Source organism: Pseudomonas sp. Colony2 (assembly GCF_019382755.1).
Classification (GTDB): domain Bacteria; phylum Pseudomonadota; class Gammaproteobacteria; order Pseudomonadales; family Pseudomonadaceae; genus Aquipseudomonas.
In genome coordinates, this window is sequence record NZ_CP080030.1 from 5,002,418 (window position 1) to 5,021,165 (window position 18,748).

Genomic DNA, 18,748 nt, shown 5'->3' on the forward strand with positions numbered 1-18,748 from the left:
ATCGGGCTGGTGGTGGCGGTGGTGGTGCCGTTGATGATCGGCGAAGTGATCAAGCGGGTAGCGTTCCTGCGGTTTTTCTACTTCCCCTTCCCGATACGCAAGGCACCGGCGGTGGCCGGTGAAAAGCCTGGAGCTTGAGGCGTGATGTGGGAGCTGTCGAGCTTTAGCGAGGCTGCGTGGCATCACCGCGGTGTGCCTGAATTACCGAGGTGATGCTATCGCAGGCAAGCCAGCTCCTACAGAAAAACGCTCAATCATCCAGTGCCGGTTGTGGCGCTGGATGCTTGGAGTTCTTGCCGGCCTTGGCGCCAGGCTTGCCTGCTGCAGGGGCAGCGGGCTCAGGTTCGGCCGGGGCGGCAAGGTCCTTTTCAGCCTGGGGCATCTGATCAATCGCGCTGAAGAAATCCGCCAGGCTGAGGGTGTCGGGTGGCACGGTCTTCTCGAGTTTTTTCTCGCCGTCCTTGCCCACTAGGATCACCTTGGTACCACTGCCGGCGCCCAGCTTGAGTGCGCGGATCAGCGCGTTGGTTTCCGGCGGCGCGAGCTTCTTGTTGTCCTTCGCGTCCTTGGCGAACTTCTCGCCTTCAGCGCCGATGCTGCCAAAGGACACGGTGTACAGCACCATGTTGCGCTCTTCAAAGGACTGCTTGTTGGCAGGCTCGTCCAGCTGTTTCTTGAGGGTGGCCAACGTCGGGTTGCCGGAGTCGAGCTCCACCACCACCAACGGACGGGACTTGCCCAGGTCCTGCTTGAGCGGATTGAGATCATCCGCGGCCAACAGCGGCCCCGTAAAAGCCATCAGGGTAGCCAGGGTCAGCGACCGGATGAGCATGCACACCTCCTTTGAATTCCATGCAGGGTTCTTGAGTTTCATGTCTGCGACAGTCAAATTCAAGGATGATTCCTACAACAACTTCAGAAAGCGTAGGTCAGGACGCCCGCGACGCAAGGCGTTTAGCCACCTTACGCCTCATTGTTTCTTTTGATTGCGGATGCTCACGACGGCCAATGCCGGGCAAATACCGGCGCTACGTTTGGGTGGGCATCCACCTGCGCCAGCACCCGGGCAAACTCAGGCCGCGACTGTTGCAGCGCGTCCCGCCCGCCTGCCCAACGCGACACCGCCGCAGCCATGATCGCCAGTGCATTCGGAACCTGCGCCGGGGTGAACAGTTGCTCGGCAAATTGATCGGCAAACACCTCCCAGGCCCTATGCAGGCAGCGACGGGTGCCGCTGATCAACTGTTCATGCTGCTGCGCATCGGGGCTGTCGGTCCAGCGTTCCGGATAGTCGATGATGCCAATCGCCGAGTAACAGTTGGCGGCGATGTACACCAGGCCGCGAATGACTTGGGCGGGCTCCTCGGGCAGCAGCCCTGAGGCGGGAAACTGCAGGCCCAGGTGAATCAGGATCGCCGCGCTTTCCGTCAACACGCTGCCATTGGGCAGTTGCAGAGTGGGGATTTGCTTGAGCGGGTTGATCCGCGCCAACGCCTCGTTGCCCACGCGGTCTTCCCAGGAGCAGGCGTCGACCTGGCACCACTCGACACCGCAACGCTGCAGGGCAATTTCGATGATGCACGAGCCGGTGCCTTGGGTTCCGTAAAGGGTGTACACAGTGCCAAGCCTCCTGGCAGGGGATTGAGGTGTTAGGCTAGGCCGTTCATTCGTTCAACGGGAAGCCATCATGCACAGCAAACGCGTCACGATCGAAGACTGGGACGGCGACGGCGCCATCCGCCTGCCAGACGAAGCCTTGCAGGAACTGGGGCTGGATGTGGGCGACACGCTGTACATCGTCGAGACCTATGTGGGCACGCAAAAAGGCTTTGTGCTGTCGACCACGCCGAAAATTGCCGACCGGATGGATGAGTTGGTGGAAGAGCTGAGCCATAAGCCCTAGCGAGCCAGCCTGGCTTGCAACGCCGCCTTCACCTGTGGCCATTCCGGATCAATGATGCTGAAGCGCACCGAGTTGCGCTTGCGGCCATCGGGCATGATGCGCTCGTGGCGCACGATCCCTTCCTGTACCGCGCCGAGGCGCAGGATCGCGGCCCGGGATTTTTCGTTGAGTTCATCGGTGGTGAACTGCACCCGCACGCACTCCATCACTTCAAACGCGTGGGTCAGCAGCAACAGCTTGGCCTCGGTGTTGACCCCGGACTTCTGCACCGACTGGCTGATAAACGTGTGGCCGATCTCCAGCTTGCGATTGACCCGGTCGACCTTCCAGAACCGGGTGCTGCCCACCACTTCACCGGTGTCGCGGCGCACGATGACAAACGGCATCACGGTGCCCGCCTCACGCCCGGCCAGGGCAATGTCCACGTACTTTTCGACGGTGTCGGGCCCCGGCACGTTGGTCACCTTGAGGTTCCACAACTGCCCGTCGGCAGCAGCCTGTACCAGGGCAGTGGCGTGTTCGCGTTGCAGGGGCCGGAGTTCGACCGTGGTGCCGGTCAGGGTGATTTCAGTCATGGGAGGGCTGCGCTGTCTGGTGGTCGTCAGTGGCCAAGATTGCAGGCTCTCGCCACCTCAAGGCAAGCCGTTTCAGAACAAGCCCATCTGGCCGCCCACCAGGGTGCCGAAGTCATCGTTTACAAACGGCAGGATCGCGTCCGCCACCGGTTGCAGTTGCCGGGTGACGTAGTGGTCGTAGTCGATCGGTGCCTGGCGCACTTCCAGCGGTTCGGGGCCGTTGACGCTGATCACGTAGCTGATCCAGCCACCGTTCTGGTACTGGCGCGGGCGACCCTGGCGGTCGTTGTATTCGTCGGCCAGCCGCGCGGCGCGCACGTGGGGCGGTACGTTGCGCTCGTAGTCGCCCAGTTGCCGGCGCAGGCGCTTGCGGTAGATCAGCAGGTCGTCGAGCTCGCCGCTCAAGGTGCGACGTACGTAGTCGCGCACATAATCCTGGTGGGGCTGGCGGTGGAAGATGCGCTGGTAGAGTTCCTGCTGGAATTGCCGGGCCAGGGGCGACCAGTCGCTGCGTACGGTTTCCAGGCCCTTGTAGACCATTTCTTCGCTGCCGTCGGCACGGGTGACCAGCCCGGCGTAGCGCTTTTTGCTGCCTTCTTCCGCACCACGAATGGTCGGCATCAGGAAGCGGCTGAAGTGGGTTTCGTATTGCAGTTCCAGGGCGCTTTGCAGGCCGAACTCACTCTGCAGGCGCTCGCGCCACCAGGTGTTGACGTGCTGCACCAGGTCCAGGCCGATGCGCGTCGCGTCTTCCTGGGAATGGGGGCTGCCGAGCCAGACAAAAGTCGAGTCGGTATCGCCGTAGATCACCTCATAACCCCGGGCTTCGACCAACTCGCGGGTCTGGCGCATGATCTGGTGGCCGCGCAGGGTGATGGACGATGCCAGTCGCGTGTCGAAGAAGCGGCAACCACTGGAGCCGAGTACGCCGTAGAAGGCGTTCATGATGATCTTCAGCGCTTGGGACAGCGGCGCGTTGTGTTCGCGCTTGGCCACTTCGCGGCCCTCGGAAACCCGCGCGACAATCGACGGCAGGCAATGCCGGGTGCGGGAAAACCGCGCACCGCGAAAGCCTTCCACCGACTCGCTGTCTTCGGGGTGACGCAGGCCTTCGATCAGGCCCACCGGGTCGATCAGAAAGCTGCGGATGATCGACGGGTAGAGGCTTTTGTAGTCAAGCACCAGCACCGACTCGTAGAGGCCCGGGCGCGAATCCATGACAAACCCGCCGGGGCTGGCCTGGGGTGGTTTGTCTCCCAGGTTCGGCGCGACGAAACCCTGGCGGTGCATCAGCGGCATGTACAGGTGCGTGAACGCTGCCACCGAACCGCCGTTGCGGTCTGCCGGCAAGCCGGTGACGCTGGCTCGTTCGAGGAGGAATTTCAGCAGCTCGGTCTTCTCGAAAATCCGCGTGACCAGCTCGCAGTCCTTGAGGTTGTAGCGTGCCAGCGCGGGCTTGTCCTCGGCGAACATGCGGTTGATTTCGTCCATGCGCTGGTACGGCGTGGAGATCGATTTACCTTCACCGAGCAAGGTCTGGGCGACGTTTTCCAGGCTGAAGGATTCGAAACTCCAGGTGGCCGAGCGCAAGGCTTCGATGCCATCGATGATCAACCGCCCGGCCGCTGCCGCGAAGTAGTGATTGCGGCTGCCGTGCTCGCGCCAGCCCATGGCATCGCCGCCACGGCCCAGCAGCAGCGGCACGTTCAGGCGTTGCGCATGTTCGTGCAGCACGCGCAGGTCGAACTGCACCAGGTTCCAGCCGATGATCGCGTCGGGATCATGGGTGGCGAGCCACACATTCAGGCGTTCGAGGAGTTCGGCGCGGGTGTCGCAGTAGTCGAGCTTGAAGTCCACCGCATCGGTGTTGTTGGGCGGGCCGAGCATGTACACCTGGCGCTCGCCGCAACCTTCCAGGGCGATGGAATACAGGTCGCCCTGGGCGGTGGTCTCGATGTCCAGCGACACCAGCTTGAGGGGCGGGCGGTAATCCGGCGCGGGTTTCATCTGCGCCTCCACCAGCATGCCGCCCTCGCCCGCTTTGCCGCCGAACAACACCGGCGCGGTGATGAAGCGCTCCATCATGTAGCGATCGGGCGGGCGCACATCGCCTTCGTAGACGTCGATGCCGGCTCGACGCAGGCGCTTTTCCAGGTCCATCAATTGGCGATGCTGTTTGGTGTAGAGGCCCAGCACCGGGCGATGGTGGAAGTCGCAGAGCGCCAGGTCACGCAACTCGATACCGCGCTCGCCCTTGAGCTGCAGCTCGGCCGGCTTGCGATGGGCTTGCGGGATGAACATCACGGAGGTCTGCACCGGCAAGCGCACGAACCTGGGGCCTTGATCGGTAGCCAGCCAAAAGCTGACCTCCGTGCCCGCCGGGGTGTCGCGCCAATGCCGGGTCAGGACAAACCCCTGCTGTAAATCCACCTTGCCACACCTCAAGAATCACTTTCAGGGCGTGATTCTACTCGGCCTGTGCCACGGCGCGGCGATTTAACCGAAATGGCCTACGTATACGGAGAGAGTAATCTCACAAACTTGTTGCAGAACATTAATGACAATTACTATCATTCGCACCGGAGTCGTATCCGCGCAGCGAGGACGCGCAACGTTGTTGCCCTTTTCCTCACATTGACGGTTCGCCGTCAGGATCGACCATGCCCACTTCCACCCGTTTGGCTGTGCCGTTTCGCCCTACCCTGCTCGCCCTTTGCTGCTCCCTGAGCCTCGCCGCTCACGCCGCCACTCCAGAAACCCCGCAGGATGCGAACAACAGTCAGGACGGCAAGGCTCTGGAACTGGGCGCTACCACCATCAGCGCCGACGCGGCCACGCCCAACGCCCTGCCCCCGGTGTACGCCGGCGGCCAGGTCGCCCGCGGCGGGCAACTGGGGGTGCTGGGCAACCAGGACATCATGGACGTGCCCTTCAGCATGTCTTCCTACACCGAAAAATTGATCCGTGACCAGCAGGCCGAGAACGTCGGCGATGTGCTGCTCAACGATTCGTCCGTGCGCCAGGCGTCGGGGTACGCGAACCAGGCCCAGGCCTTTGTGATCCGTGGCCTGCCGCTGAACGGCGATGACATTTCGTTCAACGGTCTGTACGGCATCCTGCCGCGCCAGATCATGTCCACCGACGCCCTGGAGCGGGTTGAAGTGTTCAAGGGCCCCAACGCCTTTATCAATGGCGTGACGCCCGGCGGTTCCGGGATTGGCGGCGGCGTGAACCTGCAACCCAAGCGCGCCGATGATGTGCCGTTGCGGCGTTTCAGCACCGACATCAGCAGCGATGGCCGGGTCGGCGAGCACCTGGATATCGGGCAACGTTTTGGCGAGGACAATCGTTTTGGCGCACGGGTGAATATTTCCCAGCGCGAAGGCGACACCGGGATCGATGACGAGAGCCAGCGTTCGAAGCTGTTTGCGGTTGGCCTGGACTATCGCGGTGATGCGCTGCGTTTGTCGGGAGACTTTGTCTACTCGAAACAGCAGATCAATGGCGGGCGCAACACCGTGTTGCTCGGCCAGAACCTGACCCATATCCCCAACGCGCCTTCGGCCGACACCAACTACGCGCCGAGCTGGGGCACCAGCAGCCTGGAAGACACTTTCGGCATGTTGCGCGCCGAGTACGACCTGAACGACAACTGGACCGCCTACATCGCAGGCGGCGCCAAGCACACCAACGAGATTGGCCGTTACTCCTCGGTCACGTTGAATGACACCCTGGGCAATGCCACCGTCAGCGGCTCGCGCATCGCCCACCAGGAAGACAACACCAGCCTGATGGCGGGCTTGAATGGCAAGTTCCAGACCGGCGCTGTCAGCCACAAACTGAACTTCGGGTTGACCGGGATCTGGGCCCAGACGCGCAACGCCTATGACTTCGACCTCAACGGCCACGCCAGCAATATCTATAACCCGGTGGACGTTGCCGAACCGGTCAAGGGCAGTTTCGTCGGCGGCGACCTGAACGATCCGGGCATCACCGCCAAGACCTTCGCCCGCAGTGCAGCGGTCTCGGACACCCTGGGCTTTATGGATGATCGCTTGCTGGTGACCGCCGGGTTGCGCCGCCAGGAACTGGTGGTCCAAGGGTATGCCTACGGGTCGGGCCCACGTAACGCCAATTACGACAAGTCGATCACCACACCGGTGTACGGCTTGGTGTTCAAGCCATGGGACCACGTGTCGTTCTATGCCAACCATATCGAAGGCTTGGCCCAGGGCCCGACCGCACCTCAGAACGCCGGCACCGCGCCCATCACCAATGCCGGCCAGGCCTATGCCCCGGCGCGCTCGAAACAGACCGAAGCCGGGGTCAAGCTCGACATGGGTACCTATGGCGCAACCCTGGGTGTGTATCGCATCGAGCAACCAACTGACGGTTACTCACAACTCAGCGCCGACGGCTTGAGCGCCACCTATGTTCGCCAGGGCGAGCAAGTCAACAAAGGCGTTGAGCTCAACGTGTTCGGTGAACCGATCGCCGGCCTGCGCCTGCTGGGCGGCGCAACCATCATCCACACCGAAGTCCACGGCACCCAGAACGGCGCCAACGACGGCAACCGCGCCATCGGCGTACCGACCTTCCAACTGAATGCCGGCGTGGACTGGGATGTACCAGGCCTGCAAGGCGTGACAGTCAACGGACGGATGCTGCGCACCGGCGGCCAATATGCCGACGCGGCCAACAACCTCAGCCTGCCCGCCTGGAACCGCTTCGACGTGGGCGCCCGCTACACCTTCAAGGTGGAACAGCGTGACGTCACCCTCGGCGCCACTGTGGAGAACGTCGCCAATACCAAGTACTGGGAATCGGCACTCGGCGGCTACCTGACCCAAGGTGACCCGCGCGTGGCCAAGCTGTCGGCCAGTATCGACTTCTAACCCCTGTCAATGTGGGCGCTGGCTTGCCTGCGATGCGGGCACCTCGGTGTGTCAGATGCACCTCGGTGATGCTATCGCAGGCAAGCCAGCTCCTACAGAAAGCAGATCTGCTTTCACCCGGGTTGTTTGCCGGACATTGGACAGCCGAACGCCAACTGCGTAGTTTCCCAACCACTGCGCACAAGGACCCCGGCATGTCCCCCGACCTCACTTCCATCGAGCTGTTCCTCAAGGCGATCAAGCTGGGCAACCTGTCCCGGGCGGCCGAGCAATCCCATCTCTCCCTCTCTGCCGCCAGCCGACGCCTGTCGCTGCTGGAGCAGCACTTCAAGGTCGCCCTGCTGACCCGCACCTCCACCGGCGTTTCACCGACGGCAGCCGGGGAAGTATTGGCCCAGCATGCACAATCGATCCTGCGGGCCGTGGACGGCATGCACGCCGATCTCGCCGATTACGCCAAGGGCGCCACCGGCCGGGTTTGCCTGTACGCCAACAGTTCGGCGATGAGCCAGGAACTGCCGCGCCAACTGACCCAGTGGAACACCTTGCACCCGGGCATCCGCCTGGATATTCGCGAGGAGCGCAGCCGGGAGATCCTCCAGGCCGTGCGCGAGGGCGTGGCGGATGTCGGTATCGTCACCACCCGCCCCAGCGAAGAGCTGCGGTTCGAGCCCTACTGCCAGGACCGCCTGTGCCTGCTCGTGCCCAATGACCACCCACTGAAAATGCGCCATGCGCGCTTCGAGGATTTGCTCGGCTACGACTTCGTCGGCCTGGAAGACAACGCCGCCATCACCCCGTTGATTACCGAGGCCGCCGCGGCGATCGGCATGCCGTTGCGGCTGCGGGTGCAGGTGCGCAGTTTCGAAGCAGTGTGCCGCTTGATCGCCGCCGGCCAGGGTGTGGGCGTGTTGCCACAGGGCGCGGTGCAGATCTTCCGCAAGGAGATGGCCTTGCGCTTTATCGAAATCGACGACAGCTGGGCCGACCGGCAGATGTACCTGTGCATGCGCAAGGAACAGCCGTCACTGACGAGCCTGGCACTGTTCGACTACCTGAGCGCCAACCCTGCGTAAACCTTTGGCCTTCGAATTTTGCGAAGGCCGATTCCACAATTAGCAATTCCCCTGTTGTCACAGCTGTGCCAAGAATGCCCCCGCCAGACCTTCCTATAAAAACAAGACAGGAGACACGGCGTGTCCCAATCCCACACCCGCCCCACCCACCGCATCGCCGTGATTCCCGGCGACGGCATCGGCCGCGAAGTGGTGCCCGAAGGCCTGCGGGTACTGGACGCTGTCAGCCGGCGCTTCGGTATTCACTTTCACTTCGACCACTTTGCCTGGTGCAGCGAACACTACCTGGCCCACGGCACGATGATGCCCGACGACTGGGCCGAACAGATCGGCAGCCATGACGCGATCTTCTTCGGCGCGGTGGGTGCGCCCGACATCATTGCCGACCACACTGCGGTGTGGGAGTCGCTGCTGAAGATCCGCCGCCAGTTCGATCAATACGTGAATATCCGCCCGGTGCGCCTGATGCCCGGCGTGCCCTGCCCGCTGGCCGGCCGCGTGCCGGGGGACATCGACTTTATCGTGGTGCGGGAAAATACCGAGGGCGAATACTCCAGCGTTGGCGGCCGCATGTGGGAAGGCACGGCGCGGGAAATCGCAGTGCAGGAGTCGATCTTCTCCCGCGAAGGCGTGGACCGCGTGGTGGACTACGCCTTCAAACTGGCGCAACAGCGGCCGCGGAAAAACCTGGTGGCGGCGACCAAATCCAATGGTATCTCGATCACCATGCCGTTCTGGGACGAGCGGGTCAACGAAATTGCCCGGCGCTACCCGGACGTGAAGACCGCCAAGTTCCACATCGACATTCTGTGCGCGCACTTCGTGCAGCATCCCGACTGGTTCGATGTAGTGGTGGCCTCCAACCTGTTCGGCGACATCCTTTCCGACCTCGGCCCGGCGTGCACCGGCACCATCGGCATTGCGCCGTCGGCCAACCTCAATCCCGAGCGGCGCTACCCGTCGCTGTTCGAGCCGGTGCACGGTTCCGCGCCGGATATTGCCGGGCTCGGTGTCGCCAATCCCATCGGGCAGATCTGGTCGGCCGCGCTGATGATCGAGCACCTGGGCGACGGTGATCCGCTTTACCAGGAAGCGGCGGCAGCCATCGTGTCCGCCATCGAAACGGTGCTTGCCGAAGGCCCGCGCACCCGGGAAATGGGCGGCAGCGCCAGCACTGTCGAAGTGGGTCGCGCCATCGCCGAATGCGTCGCAGGGAACAGGAGTTGAACATGACCAACGCACATTACATCGCCAACCAATGGCTGGCGTCGACCTCGCTGGAAGACATTCCGGTGATCGACCCCAGCACCGGCGAAACCTATTCGAGCATCGCCCGTGGCACGGCCGCCGATATCGAGGCGGCGATCAGCGCGGCACGCCTGGCACTCGGCGAAACCTTCGACGGCCCGTGGGGCCGGTTGTCTGCCATGGAACGCAGCCGTTTGCTGGCCAAGCTTGGCGTGGCGGTGCTGGAACATCATGAAGAGCTGGCGCAGATCGAGGCGCGGGACACCGGCAAGGCGCTGAAAGTCGCCCGCGCCGATGCCACCGCCCTTGCCCGCTATTTCGAATACTACGCGGGTGCCGCCGACAAACTGCACGGCGAAACCCTGCCGTACCAGGCCGGCTACACGGTGTTGACGGTGCGCGAACCCCACGGGGTGACCGGGCATATCATCCCGTGGAATTACCCGATGCAGATTTTCGGGCGCAGCGTCGGCGCCTCGTTGGCGGCGGGCAATGCGTGCGTGGTCAAGCCGGCGGAAGATGCCAGCCTGTCGTTGCTGCGCCTGGCGGAAATCGCTGCCGAGGTTGGTTTTCCAGCCGGCGCGATCAACGTAGTCACCGGTTACGGCTACGAAGCCGGCGCGGCGTTGTGTGCACACCCGGGCATCGATCACATTTCGTTCACCGGCTCCACCGCCACCGGTACTGCCGTGTCGAAAGCCGCTGCCGAACGCCACTGCCCGGTCACCCTGGAGTTGGGCGGCAAGTCGCCGCAACTGGTGTTCGCCGATGCCGACCTGGATGAAGCGTTGCCGGTGCTGGTCAACGCCATCATTCAGAACTGCGGGCAAACCTGCTCCGCCGGCAGCCGTTTGCTGGTGGAACGCAGCATTTACGAAACCCTGCTCGCACGCCTCAGCCAACGTTTCAGCGAACTGCGCGCCGGGCCTTCGGCGCTGGACCTGGACATGGGCCCGCTGATCAATCAGAAGCAGCTGCGCCTGGTGCGCGAGTTTATTCGTCAAGCCGAACAGGAAGGGATCACCGTCGCCGCGCGCGGAACGGTGGTTGCCGAGGCCGGCAGCGGCGGGTATTTCCAGGAGGCGGTGCTGTTTCGCGATGTGCCGCCTGACAGTCGCCTGGCGCAACAGGAAGTGTTCGGCCCGGTGCTGGCCGTGATGCCCTTCGATGATGAAGCCGAAGCGATTCGCCTGGCCAACGGCACCGAGTTCGGCCTGGTGGCCGGCGTGTGGACCCGCGATGGCGCGCGGCAAATGCGCCTGGCGCGCACCCTGCGTTGTGGCCAGGTGTTCATCAATAACTATGGCGCCGGTGGCGGCGTTGAATTGCCATTCGGCGGCGTGAAGGCCAGCGGGTATGGGCGGGAAAAAGGCTTCGAGGCGCTGCTGGGCTTTACCACCTTGAAGACCATAGCGATCAAACACGGTTGATTCCTCACAACAACAAGAACGGAGAACACACCATGCGTTTAGCCAATAAAGTCGCGATCGTCACCGGCGCCGGTTCGGGGTTTGGCGAGGGCATCGCCAAGACTTTCGCGCGCCAGGGCGCCAAGGTCATCGTCGCCGACATGAACGCCGTCGGCGGTCAGCGGGTGGTCAATGAAATCGCCGAAAGCGGCGGCCATGCGCATTTCATCGAGGTCAACGTGGCCAACGATGAAAGCATGGGCGCCCTGCTGCGTGGCACTTTGGAGCAGTTCGGCGGCCTCGATATCGTCATCAACAACGCCGGTACCACCCACCGCAACCGGCCGATGCTGGAAGTCGACGAAGCCGAATTCGACCGGGTGTTTGCGGTCAACGTCAAAAGCATCTTCTTGAGCGCCAAGCATTTTGTGCCGCATTTTCGCGGCCAGGGCGGCGGCGTGTTCGTCAATATTGCCTCGACGGCGGCGATCCGCCCGCGTCCGGGACTGGTCTGGTATAACGGCAGCAAGGGCGCAGTGGTGGTCATGAGCAAGACCATGGCGGCGGAGCTGGGGCCGGACAATATCCGCGTCAACTGCGTGAACCCGGTAGTGGGTGCCACGGCGTTGCTCAGCGAATTCATGGGCGTGCCGGACACCCCGGAAAACCGCCAGAAATTCATGGCGACCATTCCCCTGGGGCGCTTTTCCACCCCGCAAGATGTGGCCAACGCCTGCCTGTACCTGGCGTCGGACGAAGCGGCGTTCATCACCGGCACTTGCCTTGAAGTCGATGGCGGGCGCTGCGTGTAACTCACTCTCACAGGGACCGGAATTGCTATGTGTGATCTTCATAATAAGAACGAGCCGAACACCCGCGAATTGCTTGAAGGCCTGCCAAAGAACTGGGGTAAATGGGGCCCGGACGACGAAGTCGGCGCCCTCAATTACCTGACTGAAGCCGAAGTACTGCGGGGCGTGGCCTCGGTGCGCCAGGGCAAGACCTTTACCCTGCAAGTGCAGATCGGCCACCCCGACGGCGACCCGATGTGGCCGGCGCGCAACCCGTCGATGCGCTTCAACACCCTCGACCACAGCCATTACCACTTCGGCAAACAGCCGCACATGACCGGTGGTGCGGCGTATTCCGATGACGTGATCTTCATGCAGCTGCAAGGCTCGACCCAGTACGACGCCCTCGGCCACGCCTGGTACGACAATCAACTGTGGAACGGCTACGACGCCCAGACCACCGTTGGCGGCATGGCCAAGGCCAGCGTGCTGGCGATTGCCGAACGCGGCGTGGTGGGCCGTGCGGTGCTGATCGACATGGCCCGCCATCGCGGCAAGAAGTGCCTGGGCCGGGGCGAAACCTTCAACCACCTGGACCTGCTCGACGCCGCCAAAGCCCAGGGCGTGACTATTGAAAAACGTGACATCCTGATCATCCGCACCGGGTCCATGGGGGCGTTTTATGAGCTGGGCAAGACCGAGTTCTTCAAGGACCTGATGGAGCCGGGGCTGACCTACAGCCGGGAGCTTGTGGAGTGGTTCCACGAGATGGAAATCCCCAATCTGGTGACCGACACCATCGCCAACGAAGTGATCACCGACCCGGTGTCCGGGGTGCAGATTCCGCTGCATTGCGCGCTGATGCGCAACCTGGGGATCGCCTTCACCGAAATCGTGTTGCTGGAGGAACTGGCCGCCGATTGTGCGGACGACGGCCAGTGGAAATTCCTCTACACCGCCGCCCCGCTGAAGATTGTCGGGGGCAGTGGCGCACCGGTGAATCCGGTGGTGATCAAGTAGCCGTTCCGTCTCAGTGGCGAATTTGCGAATCGCGAACGCGCCACTAGACTCAAGGCTCCTCTCACATGGAAGTCCACTCAATGAATGTATTGCGCCCTCTTCGCCAGGCAATTGCCCTGGCAACCCTGCTGTCTGCTGGTGCCCTGACGGCACATGCTGCCGATATCCCGTTGTCCAAGTCGCTGGAAGCCGATGAGGTGACCACCAAGGTGCTGGAGGTGGATGCCGCCAACCATCAGGTGGTGCTCGAAGGTGCCGAAGGCCGCAAGGTGCATGTGCAGCTCAGCGACCAGGCCAAGGACCTGGGCAATCTCAAGGTAGGTGATCAGGTCAAGGTGCTGGTGACCCATTCGGTCGCCGCCGTGCTGGACACCGACATCGACAAGAGCGCACCGGACGCCACCGAGAAGACTGGCGTCTTGCGCGCCACCGCGGATAACCCGAACCCGGGCGGTGCGGCCTTCCGCCAGGTACAGGTGCAGTTGAAGATCACCCACATTGACCTGGCGAAAAACCAGGTAACCCTGGAAAACCCGGCGGGCCAGAGCAAAGTGCTGACCGTGGAGAAACCGGAAATTCGCGCCGGCCTCAAAGACCTCAAGGTCGGCCAAAGCGTGTTGGTGACCTACACCGATACCCTGGAAATCAGCACCGCCCACGAAGGCTGATGAATGCGGCGCCCCATCAGCTCACGGCTGATGGGATTTCGCCAGATAGTCTTCGATGTTGTTCATCTGATCATCCCAGCCTCGGGAGTTCTTCTTGTAGGCCTTCTGGCGGCGAACGTCCGGGATCCCGTCAAAACCTGACTCCACCACCCGCAACAAGATGCCTTCGGCGTGATCCTCGAGGGTGAACTCCACCAGCGTTGGGGTTTCGGCGTCGTAATCAACTCCCTCGTCTACCGCGTAGGGATGCCAACTGAAAGAGAACCGCGTCTGTGGTTCAAGCCGCTCGATCCTTGCCTTCCACACCACGTGCTCGTAACCGGGATAGGTGATCGGGGCTTCAATGGCCCGGCCCTGGGCAAACTGTTTGCCCTTGAGGGCGATGCCAAACCAGCTGCCGAATTGCTCGGCGTCGGTCAGTGCTTCCCAGACCCGTTGGCGTGGAGCGTTGAGCAGGACTTTACGTTTGATTTCATTTGATTCGTGCATGAGACACCTCCTGTATTGACAGTAGGCGACATCGACCAATGCGCAACCTTTGAAAAGGGATAGGGCATGACGGTGTCATGCCCTTGTGGCGTCAAACGTGGGGATCACCCGGCGCCTTGGCAGGGGTTGCGTATTGCGGCTTCAAGTGGCCTTCCTGATCGAGCAGCCAGGCGTCCATGATCTGGCGCACCACCGGCCCCGCCACTCGGCCACCGGCCTCGCCGTTTTCGATCATCACCGAAATCACGATCCGCGGGTGCTCCGCCGGGGCAAAGCCGACGAACAAGGCGTTGTCGCGGTTGCGCTCCAGGGTCTTGAGACGGTTGTAACGCTCGCCCTGCTTGATCGCCACTACCTGCGCAGTACCAGACTTGCCAGCAATCCGGTACTGCGCACCGGCTGCAGCCGCCCGGGCGATACCGCGTGGATCGTGCATTACCAATTGCATGCCGTGGTTGACCTGCTCCCAGTCGCGCGGGTCTTTGAGCACCACGTTGGGCATCGGGTTTTCATCCACCGGCGGCACGCCATTGATGGTCTTGGCCAGGTGCGGTCGGTTCCACACACCCTTGTTGGCGATCAGCGCAGTGGCCTGGGCCAGCTGCAACGGGGTGACCTGCATGTAACCCTGGCCGATGCCGAGGATCACGGTTTCACCCGGGAACCAAGGCTGGCGCCGGGTAGCGCGCTTCCAGGCTTGGGACGGCATCAGGCCGGCTGACTCTTCGAACATGTCGAGGGAGACTTTCTGGCCAAGGCCGAACTCGGCCAGGTAGTCGTGCAGGCGGTCGATACCCAGCTTGTGGGCCAGGTCGTAGAAGTAGGTGTCGTTGGAGCGCATGATCGCTGCGTCCATGTCCACCCAACCATCGCCGCTGTGGTTCCAGTTGCGGTATTTGTGGTCGAAATCCGGGAGTTGGTAATAGCCCGGGTCGAACACCCGGGTCTGGGCGGTAACCACGCCGCTGTCGAGGCCAGCGATGGCGACTTCCGGCTTGATCGTCGAACCCGGCGCGTAGAGCCCGCGCAGCACGCGGTTGAACAGCGGACGGTCGAGGGAGTCGTGCAGCGCGGCGTATTCCTTGAAGCTGATGCCGGTGACAAACAGGTTCGGGTCGAAACTTGGCTTGCTGACCATCGCCAGCACTTCGCCGGTTGCCGGGTCGAGAGCAACCACCGAACCACGGCGGTCGCCGAGGGCTTCTTCGGCGGCTTCCTGGAGTTTGACGTCCAGGCTCAGCACGATGTTTTTGCCGGGGATCGGGTCGGTGTGCTTGAGCACCCGCAGGACGCGGCCCTGGGCGTTGGTTTCAACTTCTTCATAGCCGACGTGGCCATGCAACTCGGACTCGTAGAAACGCTCGATCCCGGTTTTACCAATGGACTGGGTGCCCCGGTACTCCACTGAGTCGAGGGCTTTGGATTCTTTTTCGTTGATCCGGCCTACGTAGCCAATGGAGTGGGCAAAGTGCGCACCCAGCGGATAATGGCGGACGAATTGCGGCTCGACATCCACGCCCGGCAGGCGGAATTCGTTGACGGCCAGCACGGCGATCTGCTCTTCGGTCAGCTCGTAGAACAGGGTGACGGGCACGAAGGGATGACGGGCTTGCTTGAGCGCCTTATCAAATACGCCACGGTCCTCGGCGGGCAAATGCAGGAGGCTGACGATAGCGTCCAGCTCTCCTTTGAGATCGGTGGTGCGCTCGCGGGTGATGGTCAGGTTGTAGCTGGGACGGTTGTCGGCAAGTACTACGCCGTTGCGGTCATAGATCAGGCCGCGGGTCGGTGTGATCGGCAGGACGTGGACGCGATTGTTTTCGGAAATGGTGGAGTGGTAGTCGTACTGCACCACCTGCAGGAAGTACATCCGACCTACCAGGGCGCAGGTAATGCCGATTACCAGCAGCGCGCAGGCCAGCAGCCGCTTGTTGACCAGGCGGTTTTCTTTTTCGTGATCCTTGATCGGTATTGGTTCAGGCATTTCTACAGCATCTCGTTGAATAAGGTCGACGCCGCTTCCTGCGGAGGAAAAATCAGTCCTTGTGAAAATGTGCTGCACCATACCAAAAATGCAGAAACACTTTGCATCGATTTCCCTGAACGGTGTGCTAATGGAGCCTGTTCATGCACTTTGGTTTGAGCCGTTGACCTTATTCATGCGTTTTTATGCTGACGATCAGCTCAGGATCGACTTGGGCTCCAGGAAGGCTTCGAGGCCGAATGTGCCGTACTCGCGGCCGATACCCGATTGCTTGAAGCCACCAAACGGCGCTAGAGGTTCATGGGCCAGGGTATTGATCAGCACTCGGCCAGCGTCTATACGGCTGGCCAGCCTGCGGGCGCGTTCGGGATTTGAAGACAGGATGTATGCCTGGAGGCCGTAGGGTGTGTCGTTGGCGATGGTCAGGGCCTCTTCCTCGGTTGCGTAGGTAATGATCGAGAGCACTGGGCCGAAAATCTCCTCGCGGGCGATGGCCATTTGGTTGGTCACCCGGCTGAATACGGTTGGTTTTACGAACCACCCGGCTTTGATGCCCTCAGGCAAACCGCGACCTCCTGCCAATAGGTGGGCGCCCTCCTCGATCCCGATCTGAATGTAGCGCTGTACGCGCTCCCACTGTTTTTGGCTGACCATGGGGCCGACCGCAGTGGCTGGGTCACGAGGGTCGCCGGCTTGCACGTTGCCCACCTCGTCGATCATCAGCGCTTCGATTTCTTCCAAACGACTTTCGGGTACCAGGATTCGAGTGCCGGCGATACAGGCCTGGCCGCTGTTCATGAAACCGGCCTGAAGGGCCATGGGCACGGCCGTCTTGAGGTCCGCATCATCGAGAATCAGCACCGGTGATTTGCCGCCCAGCTCTAGGGTCACGCGCTTCAGGGTCTCGGCGCCGGTCCGCAGGATTGTTTTGCCGACAGCGGTTGAACCCGTGAAGGACACTTTTGCGATGTCGGGATGGGCGCTCAACACGGCGCCTACGGTTTCGCCACGGCCAGTGACGATGTTGAATACACCGGGAGGCAAGCCTGCGTCATGCAGGGCGCGGGTGACTAGCGAGGTCTGGATTGCGCTCATTTCACTGGGTTTGATCACGGCGGTACAGCCGGCGGCCAACGCCGCAGCGAGCTTGCCGCAGATAAAACCGGCGTTGCTGTTCCAGGGTGTGATCAAGCCGGCCACACCCAGCGGCTGCATGACCACCTCGGCGATGCCAATGCGTCGGGAGAAGTTGTAGCTCTCCAGTACTGAAGCGGCATCTTGCAGGACGCTGGCTGCATGCCTGGCCATCCACCGCGCACGGGATATTGGGGCGCCGTACTCCTCGATAATCGCGTCGGTAAGTGCGTCCTCAATGGATTCAACTGCGGCGTGAAGGCGTTTGAGATAGTCGATGCGCACATCTTTAGAGCTGTGGGAGAACGCGGTAAAAGCTCGCTTGGCGGCAGCGATGGCATCCAGGGCGTCTTGTTCATTTGCCAATCGAACCTGGCCGATACGCTGGCCTGTTGCAGGGTTGAACAGGTCAAAAAGCTCTTCGCCATGGGGCGTCACAAAGTCGCCGTTGATGTAAATCTGGTTGATGTATTGCATAGGTCCTCCGGGACGCTGAGCTAGTGCGTCCTACGGTAAGTCACTATTATTAAGCTGATAAGCCGTACAAATATGCATGAGTTGATGAGCGATTCAGGACAATGAATACATCCGGGCTGAATGAGTTGGAAGCGGTGCTGGCAGTGGCTCGGCATCGCAGTTTTCGTGCAGCGGCGACCGAGTTGAATGTGTCGACATCGGCGTTGAGCCACTCTATCGCGGGGCTTGAAGCGCGGATGGGGGTGAGGCTGTTCAATCGCACCACGCGCAGCGTGTCGTTATCTGAAGTGGGCGCGGAGTTTGTCGAAACCATTACCCCTGCACTGTTGAGCATTCGCACGGCCTTGGAACAGGCAGGAAATCGCAGCGCGGAACCCAGCGGTACCTTGCGCCTGAATACCTCGGCGGGGGCGGCAAAGCAGGTGATGCCGTTGCTGCTGGAGTATCTGCGACGTTATCCACGGATGAAATTGGATATCGTCACTGAGGGGCGGCTGGTGGATATCGTCGCGCAGGGGTTTGATGCGGGGATTCGGCTCGGGGATACGGTTCCTCAAGACATGATCGCAGTCGATATCAGTCCGGCCCAGCGTTTTTCGGTATTGGGCAGCCCGGACTATTTTGCTCTCAACCCAGTTCCCGTCAGTCCCATGGATCTGCGGGCCCATCAGTGTATTCGCAGCCGGATGCCCAGCGGGGCGATCTATCATTGGGAGTTTGAGCGACATGGCGAAGCGCTTGCTGTCGAGGTGCAAGGGGTTTTGACCCTGGATAATCCGACTCTGATGCTTGAGGCTGCCAGGGCGGGACTAGGCTTGACCTATCTTACGGAATGGAATGCCGCTGCCGATTTAGCGAACGGGACGTTAGTGCGCGTACTGGAGGAATGGACGCCGTCTTTTGACTGCTTGCGCCTCTATTACCCAGGTAGGCGCCATGTGCCGGCCGGGTTAAGGGCACTGATTGAGTTGATCAGGGAGCGAGGCTTTTAACCAGGCTGGATCTTTTTTACGGCCAACAGCTCTCTCCCCGTTTTCAGACCGCCCAAAACAAAACCCCTGACTGCATAAGCAATCAGG

16 protein-coding genes and 1 pseudogene are annotated in these 18,748 nt (G+C 61.8%); 10 read left to right on the top strand and 7 right to left on the bottom strand.

Translation table 11 applies throughout. The features are described from left to right. Window positions 1-138: pseudogene (locus tag JV201_RS29865) on the top strand (acetyltransferase); the annotation flags it as partial. Between the two features lie 112 nt (window positions 139-250). On the opposite strand, the gene JV201_RS19845 reads toward JV201_RS29865, so the two are convergent. Together JV201_RS19845 and JV201_RS19850 are read right to left on the bottom strand one after the other, a co-directional pair. Continuing rightward, entirely contained in the window at window positions 251-832 is a 582-nt protein-coding gene (locus tag JV201_RS19845) for a DUF4174 domain-containing protein (RefSeq protein WP_134327043.1), read from the bottom strand. A gap of 164 nt (window positions 833-996) precedes the next feature. Further along, window positions 997-1,617: a glutathione S-transferase N-terminal domain-containing protein gene (locus JV201_RS19850; RefSeq protein WP_219405960.1), complete on the bottom strand. Its 621-nt coding sequence runs from the start codon at window positions 1,615-1,617 to the stop codon at window positions 997-999. A 70-nt stretch (window positions 1,618-1,687) separates the two neighbouring features. Between JV201_RS19850 and JV201_RS19855 the strand changes: the two genes are divergently transcribed. Next, window positions 1,688-1,903, top strand: coding sequence for an AbrB/MazE/SpoVT family DNA-binding domain-containing protein (locus JV201_RS19855; protein WP_003208231.1), 216 nt, complete (start codon window positions 1,688-1,690; stop codon window positions 1,901-1,903). On the opposite strand, the gene JV201_RS19860 is transcribed toward JV201_RS19855, so the two are convergent. Further along, on the bottom strand, window positions 1,900-2,478 hold the full coding sequence (locus JV201_RS19860; RefSeq protein WP_102605362.1) for a GNAT family N-acetyltransferase: 579 nt from the start codon (window positions 2,476-2,478) through the stop codon (window positions 1,900-1,902). The two genes, JV201_RS19855 and JV201_RS19860, sit on opposite strands and share 4 nt — an antisense overlap. A 72-nt stretch (window positions 2,479-2,550) precedes the next feature. Beyond that, window positions 2,551-4,908 carry a DNA polymerase II gene (locus JV201_RS19865; RefSeq protein ID WP_003208233.1) on the bottom strand — a complete coding sequence of 786 codons (2,358 nt, stop codon included), beginning with the start codon at window positions 4,906-4,908 and terminating at the stop codon, window positions 2,551-2,553. Between the two features lie 230 nt (window positions 4,909-5,138). On the opposite strand from JV201_RS19865, the gene JV201_RS19870 reads away from it, so the two are divergent. From JV201_RS19870 to JV201_RS19900, 7 genes are all read left to right on the top strand, one after another. Further along, the gene (locus JV201_RS19870) at window positions 5,139-7,373 is read left to right on the top strand and encodes a TonB-dependent siderophore receptor (protein WP_087695328.1); all 2,235 of its coding nucleotides are present in this window, start codon (window positions 5,139-5,141) and stop codon (window positions 7,371-7,373) included. A 194-nt stretch (window positions 7,374-7,567) separates the two neighbouring features. Further along, on the top strand, window positions 7,568-8,449 hold the full coding sequence (locus JV201_RS19875; protein ID WP_177067855.1) for a LysR family transcriptional regulator: 882 nt from the start codon (window positions 7,568-7,570) through the stop codon (window positions 8,447-8,449). A 120-nt stretch (window positions 8,450-8,569) separates the two neighbouring features. Beyond that, window positions 8,570-9,676, top strand: a complete 1,107-nt coding sequence (locus JV201_RS19880; protein ID WP_003208239.1) for a tartrate dehydrogenase — start codon at window positions 8,570-8,572, stop codon at window positions 9,674-9,676. A 2-nt stretch (window positions 9,677-9,678) separates the two neighbouring features. Continuing rightward, on the top strand, window positions 9,679-11,127 hold the full coding sequence (locus tag JV201_RS19885) for an aldehyde dehydrogenase family protein (protein ID WP_219405961.1): 1,449 nt from the start codon (window positions 9,679-9,681) through the stop codon (window positions 11,125-11,127). 32 nt (window positions 11,128-11,159) lie between these two features. Next, the gene (locus tag JV201_RS19890) at window positions 11,160-11,918 is read left to right on the top strand and encodes an SDR family oxidoreductase (protein WP_008434578.1); all 759 of its coding nucleotides are present in this window, start codon (window positions 11,160-11,162) and stop codon (window positions 11,916-11,918) included. A 27-nt stretch (window positions 11,919-11,945) separates the two neighbouring features. After that, window positions 11,946-12,917, top strand: coding sequence for a cyclase family protein (locus tag JV201_RS19895; RefSeq protein WP_087695324.1), 972 nt, complete (start codon window positions 11,946-11,948; stop codon window positions 12,915-12,917). Window positions 12,918-12,997: 80 nt separating this feature from the next. Next, the gene (locus tag JV201_RS19900; protein WP_003208246.1) at window positions 12,998-13,585 is read left to right on the top strand and encodes a hypothetical protein; all 588 of its coding nucleotides are present in this window, start codon (window positions 12,998-13,000) and stop codon (window positions 13,583-13,585) included. A 21-nt stretch (window positions 13,586-13,606) separates the two neighbouring features. On the opposite strand, the gene JV201_RS19905 is transcribed toward JV201_RS19900, so the two are convergent. The 3 genes from JV201_RS19905 to JV201_RS19915 form a co-directional block, all read right to left on the bottom strand. Next, entirely contained in the window at window positions 13,607-14,074 is a 468-nt protein-coding gene (locus JV201_RS19905) for an SRPBCC family protein (protein ID WP_134327048.1), read from the bottom strand. Window positions 14,075-14,165: 91 nt separating this feature from the next. Next, window positions 14,166-16,058 (bottom strand): penicillin-binding protein 2, encoded by a 1,893-nt coding sequence (gene mrdA / locus JV201_RS19910; RefSeq protein WP_003208249.1) that lies wholly within the window; start codon window positions 16,056-16,058, stop codon window positions 14,166-14,168. Window positions 16,059-16,253: 195 nt separating this feature from the next. Further along, window positions 16,254-17,669 (bottom strand): aldehyde dehydrogenase family protein, encoded by a 1,416-nt coding sequence (locus JV201_RS19915; RefSeq protein WP_219405962.1) that lies wholly within the window; start codon window positions 17,667-17,669, stop codon window positions 16,254-16,256. A 101-nt stretch (window positions 17,670-17,770) separates the two neighbouring features. On the opposite strand from JV201_RS19915, the gene JV201_RS19920 reads away from it, so the two are divergent. Next, entirely contained in the window at window positions 17,771-18,661 is an 891-nt protein-coding gene (locus JV201_RS19920) for a LysR family transcriptional regulator (RefSeq protein WP_219405963.1), read from the top strand. Window positions 18,662-18,748 lie beyond the last annotated feature (87 nt).

Bases quoted from the DNA above. Each gene is read 5' to 3' on its own strand.
- JV201_RS19845 (WP_134327043.1), bottom strand. From the start codon at position 832: ATGCTCATCCGGTCGCTGACCCTGGCTACCCTGATGGCTTTTACGGGG.
- JV201_RS19855 (WP_003208231.1), top strand. From the start codon at position 1,688: ATGCACAGCAAACGCGTCACGATCGAAGACTGGGACGGCGACGGCGCC.
- JV201_RS19860 (WP_102605362.1), bottom strand. From the start codon at position 2,478: ATGACTGAAATCACCCTGACCGGCACCACGGTCGAACTCCGGCCCCTG.
- JV201_RS19870 (WP_087695328.1), top strand. From the start codon at position 5,139: ATGCCCACTTCCACCCGTTTGGCTGTGCCGTTTCGCCCTACCCTGCTC.
- JV201_RS19875 (WP_177067855.1), top strand. From the start codon at position 7,568: ATGTCCCCCGACCTCACTTCCATCGAGCTGTTCCTCAAGGCGATCAAG.
- JV201_RS19885 (WP_219405961.1), top strand. From the start codon at position 9,679: ATGACCAACGCACATTACATCGCCAACCAATGGCTGGCGTCGACCTCG.
- JV201_RS19890 (WP_008434578.1), top strand. From the start codon at position 11,160: ATGCGTTTAGCCAATAAAGTCGCGATCGTCACCGGCGCCGGTTCGGGG.
- JV201_RS19895 (WP_087695324.1), top strand. From the start codon at position 11,946: ATGTGTGATCTTCATAATAAGAACGAGCCGAACACCCGCGAATTGCTT.
- JV201_RS19900 (WP_003208246.1), top strand. From the start codon at position 12,998: ATGAATGTATTGCGCCCTCTTCGCCAGGCAATTGCCCTGGCAACCCTG.
- JV201_RS19905 (WP_134327048.1), bottom strand. From the start codon at position 14,074: ATGCACGAATCAAATGAAATCAAACGTAAAGTCCTGCTCAACGCTCCA.
- mrdA (WP_003208249.1), bottom strand. From the start codon at position 16,058: ATGCCTGAACCAATACCGATCAAGGATCACGAAAAAGAAAACCGCCTG.
- JV201_RS19915 (WP_219405962.1), bottom strand. From the start codon at position 17,669: ATGCAATACATCAACCAGATTTACATCAACGGCGACTTTGTGACGCCC.
- JV201_RS19920 (WP_219405963.1), top strand. From the start codon at position 17,771: ATGAATACATCCGGGCTGAATGAGTTGGAAGCGGTGCTGGCAGTGGCT.